Here is a 5,868-nt window from a genome sequence, read left to right on the forward strand (position 1 = left end):
TCGCGCGGGCTTCGGAGCCTCCGGTCGTAACGGCGGGCAGCTCGGCACCGGCCAAAGGGTTGAACAGCCTTACCTTGAGAAGATGGTCGGGCCCAAGGATGCCCGGCGCCTGTGGGACTTGGGGCTTGAGGCGACAGACCTCGTTCGCCAGCTGATCGACACGCATCATATCGATTGCTTCTACCGCCCCGGCATCGCCTGGACAGCGGAAGACGACGGCGATGTGGCCGACCTGCACGCCCATGCAGAGCACATGGACCGACACTACGACCACCGCATTGACGTGCTGGACCGGGACGCTTTCCACGCCATCTGCCCTTCACCGGCCTATCGCGGCGGTGTCATTGATCACAAGTCCGGCCACCTGCACCCGCTGCGCTTTGCCCTTGGACTGGCGACAGCAGCAGAAAAGGCCGGTGCAGTTATCCATGAAGGAAGCACTGTCACCGGCATCACAAACGGCGGGCAGGTTACGCTCAAGACCGACACCGGCTCTGTCACTGCAGATCACGTGATCCTCGCCTGCAACGGATATCTGGGGGGATTGAACGCCCCGGTCGCCGCGCACGTCATGCCCATCAACAACTTCGTCGCCGCAACCGCGCCGCTGGACGACCCCGCCAGCGTGCTGACACAAGACATCGCCGTGTCAGACAGCCGCTTCGTGGTGAACTACTTCCGGCTGAGCCATGACAACCGCCTGCTGTTTGGCGGTGGCGAAAGCTATGGCTACCGCTTTCCCCGCGACATCGCAGCAAAGGTGCGTAAACCGATGACGCAGATCTTTCCGCACCTCGCAGATGTGCAAATCGACTATGCATGGGGCGGCACACTTGCCATCACGATGCAGCGGCTTCCCTACCTGGCCCGGCTGGCGCCCAACATGCTGAGCGCCTCAGGCTTTTCCGGGCATGGCGTCGGCACTGCGACACATGCTGGCATGCTGATGGCCCACGCGATCCAAGGGCAGTCTGACGGCTTCGACACCATGGCCGCCATCCCGACGGCGCCATTCCCGGGTGGGGCAAAACTGCGCAGCCCGCTCCTTGTTCTCGCCATGACCTGGTACGCCATGCGCGACCGTCTTGGCCTGTAACGGCAGGCTTAATTCAGCCCAGACGTCACAAAACCGTTTCCTTTTGCGCCTATCGGATTTACAAAAACGAAAACTGATCATAAGGATTCTGGAATATGTCCCTCCCCGACATGCACAGTGCCGAACCCATCCCCACCGCCGCAAGACAAGAGATCGACCGCCTGCTGAGCTCTGGCGACCTCTTCCGCTATACCGCCCCCGAAGGCGCGCCCGTCTCGCTTCTCGAAGCCGAATTCGCGGAATTGATGGGCAGCAAATTTGCCCTCGCCGTGTCGTCCTGCTCTGCTGCGCTTTTCCTGTCGCTCAAGGCACTCAACCTGCCGCGCGACGCCCGCGTCCTGATCCCGGGCTTCACCTTTGCCGCCGTGCCCTCGTCGGTTCTGCATGCCGACTGCCTACCGGTCCTGTGCGAGGTCGATGACAACTACCGCGTCAACATTGACGATTTCGTGGACAAACTGCCAAGCGTACAGGCCGTCATCATCAGCCACATGCGCGGCCACACGTCCGATATGGACGCCATCATGACGCTGTGCACCGCCGCCGGCGTGCCAGTGATCGAGGATGCGGCCCACTCCCTCGGCACCCTTTGGAACGGGCGCAAGATCGGGACCATAGGGACCATCGGCTGCTTCTCTTTCCAGTCCTACAAGATGGTCAACGCGGGCGAAGGCGGGATCATGATCACCGACGACGCCGATCTGGTGGCCCGCGCCATCATCATGTCGGGCGCATACGAACATAACTGGAAAAAGCACCCGGTCTTGCAGGACGCCTTTGCTAAGCACCAGAACAAATGGCCGCTCTACAATCTGCGCATGTCAAACCTGAGTGCCGCCGTCATCCGTCCGCAACTGCCCCACCTCGCCCGGAGAGTCGAAGACGGACGGCGCAACCACGATCACGTTGCCGCGCTGCTGGATCAAAGCCCACATATCCATGTGCCTACGCCTTTGCATGGCGAAGTGCGCGCCCCGGATTCGATCCAGTTCAACCTGATTGACATGAGTGACGCACAGGTCGACAGCTTTGTCGCCGCCGCGGCCCAGGCCGGGGTCAAAGTGCAGGTGTTCGGGGCCAGCACGGACAACGCCCGTGCCTTCTGGAACTGGCAGTTCATCCCGAACCTGCCTGAATTGCCGAAAACCCGCGCCATGCTCATGCGCGCCTGTGACGTGCGCCTGCCCGTGCACCTGCCCAAGGATACGCTCGACGCGGTGGCCGAGGCCCTGCTGTCCGCCGTGGCAACGGCGACAGAACAACAGGCCGCCTGACACCCGCCCACCATCCCAATGCGTTTGGATGCACGCATTGGGACACACTGCCGCCCACCCTGCCCTTGCAACGGGCAGAGGGTGCAGTAGCGTGAGCGCATGATAGATCTCTCGCAGGGTGCCGCCTGGATGGCTGGCCACATCATCCCCATCTCGGACGCGGCCATTCCCGTCACCGATTGGGGCCTGACCCATTCCGACATCGCTTATGACGTGGTTCCGGTTTGGCGCGGTGCATTCTTTCGCCTGCACGACTATGTCGACCGCTTCATCGCGTCGCTCACGGCTGGCCGATACGACATCGGCATGGACCACACAGCGATTTGCGATGCGCTCAACCGGATGGTCGCCGCCAGCGGCCTGCAAGACGCCTATGTCGCCATGGTGGCAGCGCGCGGACGCAACCCGGTGCCGGGCAGCCGTGACCCCCGCGACTGCACCAACCACTTTTACGCCTGGTGCGTGCCCTATGTGCACATTGTCAAGCCAGCGGCGGCAGAGCAAGGCACATCGGTCTGGATCACCAAATCCGTCCGCCGCATTCCGGCAGACAGCGTGAACCCTCGGGTCAAGAACTACCATTGGGGCGACTTCACCTCGGGCCTGTTCGAAGCCAAGGAGCATGGATTTGAAACAACCCTCCTGCTGGACCACGACGGGAACGTGACCGAAGGGCCGGGCTTCAACGTCTTTGCCGTTTTCGGCAACCGCGTCGTGACCTCCGACCAAGGCGTACTGCACGGGATCACGCGGCGGACGGTGCTTGAGATGTGCGTTGAGGCCGGACTGCAAACCGAAACTCGCCCCCTGCCGCTTGACGAATTTCTGGAGGCGGACGAGGTGTTTCTGTCCTCCTCGGGCGGCGGCGTCATCCCTGTTTCACGCGTGGATGACCTGGTGTTTTCAAATGGCACGGCCGGCGCGATCGCATCAGACCTGCGCACCCGCTACTTTGATTGGATCACACGCCCGCAACACAGGATCGCTGTGGGCTACATCAATTGATAACATAGCATCGTTGGATCAACGGTCGGCAACCGAAGTGCAGACCAAGCGGACAATGAGGGGTATCGCCCCGACACATCTCCTCGCATAGCGCAATACCTGTCGTTGAGAGTTACCGATCCACCCCATCATCGAAAACGGCCATCATGGCGCCTCTCAGGCGCGCAACGTCGTCGTCAACTGATGCGGACAGATCGCATTCGAATGACGGCAAAACCTCGATGCGGATGGTTCCGCTTCTGGGCAGGTGTTTGCCGCGCGGCAACAGGCGGTCAGAAGCATGAATGACAATGGGCCGTATCGTCCTGCCGGTGGCGCGGGCGACAAGTACCGCACCTGCCTTGAACGCGCCAAGGCTTTCGAACCCGGTGCGCGTGCCCTCCGGGAAAAGCACGACAGAGCGGCGCGCGGGCATGGCGTGGACCGCAGCGGTGAGCGTCTCAAGCGCAACCGTACCGCTACTGCGGTCAATCTCCACCAGTCCCGCGCCCTTGAACCCGTGGCGCAGGAGGGCCGCGTCACATAACTCCTTCTTGGCGGCGAAAGTGATCCACTTGGCGTCGGGCATCACGTCCATCAGAGCGAATCCGTCGAGGTGGCTGCGGTGGTTGATCACGATGATGCTGCCAGTGTCGGCGGCGAGCGCGGCCCGGTCGGCTTCTGTCATCTCTGTCCGGATGCTCAGCAGCCACAGAAGCCGCGAACAGGCACGTTTGACCAGCGGCCAGTACCAGCCGCGAAAGCCCCGCCGCTTACCACAAAGCAGGGGCACAAAGGCGATATAGAGGAAGTAAAATGGACCCAGCAGAAACAGCGCAGCGCGTTTTATGACGCGCAGGCCAGCCGGGTCCGTGGCCACTGGTACGGCCCGCCCGTTCGGAGGTTGAAGTGACATGGCTCCCCGTCGCATGTGCTGTCTGCCGGGGGATGTTCACGAGGATTCTTCATGGCGTATTTGCCGCCTGCCCTCTGGGCGCGTGGCCCGACAAGCACCCTGCGCCCTGCCTCTATGGGGCAATGGGCGCGGCGCATCAACAGAAAGTCGGATAGCGGTGATTGGCCCCACTGGTTGGGTTGAGCTTTCTTCGGACCTTAGCCCATCTAATATCTATGGTTGGCAGAGCAGACGGAGCCGCCGTTCGATCAGGTTGGTTGAACGTCGGTTATCGGTTCAGCTCGAACGTAGCAAAAGGAAGCCCTTGTCCCAGTCTCTATTGAGCAAGTCTGGGTTCCGAATCCAAAATTGGAGTTTACCCGCGTCTCCCCACGTCCAAAGGAAAGAACTGTTCAGCTCCAACAGCAAGGTCGCTTCGTGACGCAGGTCATCGGAAATTGGATTCAGGTTGCCGTCAGCATCAACGCCACAGAACATGTCTTGGCTCTTTGGGGGAAATCTAACTGAACTGAGGTCCCGTCTAAGTGTTTTTTGAACCTTGTCAGGCAAGGCAGAAAAATCTGCGTCAGAGCCCGTTATCATCTGTTTGTAGGCCTGCTGCGTTGCTCGTCCGTGATACCAATAGTAGGGCACGTCCATATGCCCCCCGCTACCGGGGCGCCTGTTATGTTTCCCGACAAAGCTTGATCTCACCTCAATTTCTTCGAAAGTAACTTTCAATTCGTCGAGGTCATTCATCCAGTCAAGGCCGCATTGAGTGCCGATATTTCGGTTGGGGTCACTTTGCTTTGCCCGGTCGAGCCACACAGTCAAAATTTCCTCGACAGCGGCAGATGCTTAAGGAACATCTCATTTTTCAGTGGCGTATCTTCGCGATCCGCAAGGTAGGTATTCAAGCTGGTCTCGCGGCTCTTCAGAGCTGCTGTACATTCTTGGCTCACAATTCTTATAGTTCGCCACAACACATCTGATGGGTTGCTGGGGACCTCAAACTCTTCTGGGGTGGGAGAATATGACGGGTTACTTTGCCAATGTAGGTTCAGTCTTTCTGCCAGGTTCTGCGAGGTTCCGTTTAATATCTCAAACTCGACCGCAAGCCTGCTGAATTTTTTGGGCGGGTGTTCGGGGTCTCCTCCTGGGAAATAGTATTGCCAGCTCCCGCCGTAAACCGGAGGCGCTTCGGGGGGCAATGCAGTATAACTTTCCGGCGCATTCTTGATATGCATGACCGCGCATGGCCAATGGTATTCACCAAAGATTTCATGTTGCGCGGCGTTTTGAGGTTGGTCGAACTCGGTACAGGCAAAAAAAGCTAGATGGCCTTCGGTTGGGCATCCAAGACTGCTTACGGTGGATGAGACTTGTGACAGGTCCAGTTGCGCCAAAAAATGCAAATGCTGTTTGTTTGACGCGGTCGGCCAAGATATTTCCTCCGAAAGCCGAGGTAATCCACCGTACCAAGAGTGAACAGAATGCCATGCAGAGTCTGCAATGCGTCCGGGCGAAGAAATGAGAGAAATTTGGGCCACTAGCTCGTAGTCCTTCTGCAAATGAAAATTGGCCACTCAAGGTCTGAATTGATGCTACAAGTCCACTTT

6 protein-coding genes are annotated in these 5,868 nt (G+C 59.3%); 3 read left to right on the forward strand and 3 right to left on the reverse strand.

The window, feature by feature from the left end; genetic code table 11:
* The 3 genes from AC6RA8_RS20610 to AC6RA8_RS20620 form a co-directional block, all read left to right on the forward strand.
* The coding region (locus AC6RA8_RS20610; protein WP_500355451.1) for an NAD(P)/FAD-dependent oxidoreductase at positions 1 to 1,096 on the forward strand (1,096 nt) is incomplete at its 5' end.
* A 95-nt stretch (positions 1,097 to 1,191) separates the two neighbouring features.
* A complete protein-coding gene (locus AC6RA8_RS20615; protein ID WP_500355452.1) occupies positions 1,192 to 2,370 on the forward strand; it encodes a DegT/DnrJ/EryC1/StrS family aminotransferase in 1,179 nt (392 codons plus the stop codon).
* Between the two features lie 99 nt (positions 2,371 to 2,469).
* Positions 2,470 to 3,375 (forward strand): aminotransferase class IV, encoded by a 906-nt coding sequence (locus AC6RA8_RS20620; RefSeq protein WP_500355454.1) that lies wholly within the window; start codon positions 2,470 to 2,472, stop codon positions 3,373 to 3,375.
* A gap of 112 nt (positions 3,376 to 3,487) precedes the next feature.
* Here AC6RA8_RS20620 and AC6RA8_RS20625 read toward each other — a convergent pair whose 3' ends face one another.
* From AC6RA8_RS20625 to AC6RA8_RS20635, 3 genes are all read right to left on the reverse strand, one after another.
* Positions 3,488 to 4,270, reverse strand: a complete 783-nt coding sequence (locus AC6RA8_RS20625; protein ID WP_500355456.1) for a lysophospholipid acyltransferase family protein — start codon at positions 4,268 to 4,270, stop codon at positions 3,488 to 3,490.
* Positions 4,271 to 4,546: 276 nt separating this feature from the next.
* Positions 4,547 to 5,008: a DUF1963 domain-containing protein gene (locus tag AC6RA8_RS20630; RefSeq protein WP_500355457.1), complete on the reverse strand. Its 462-nt coding sequence runs from the start codon at positions 5,006 to 5,008 to the stop codon at positions 4,547 to 4,549.
* A 71-nt stretch (positions 5,009 to 5,079) separates the two neighbouring features.
* Positions 5,080 to 5,835 carry a DUF1963 domain-containing protein gene (locus AC6RA8_RS20635; RefSeq protein WP_500355459.1) on the reverse strand — a complete coding sequence of 252 codons (756 nt, stop codon included), beginning with the start codon at positions 5,833 to 5,835 and terminating at the stop codon, positions 5,080 to 5,082.
* Positions 5,836 to 5,868: the final 33 nt, after the last annotated feature.

The sequence above is a fragment of the Tateyamaria sp. genome (assembly GCF_059783535.1).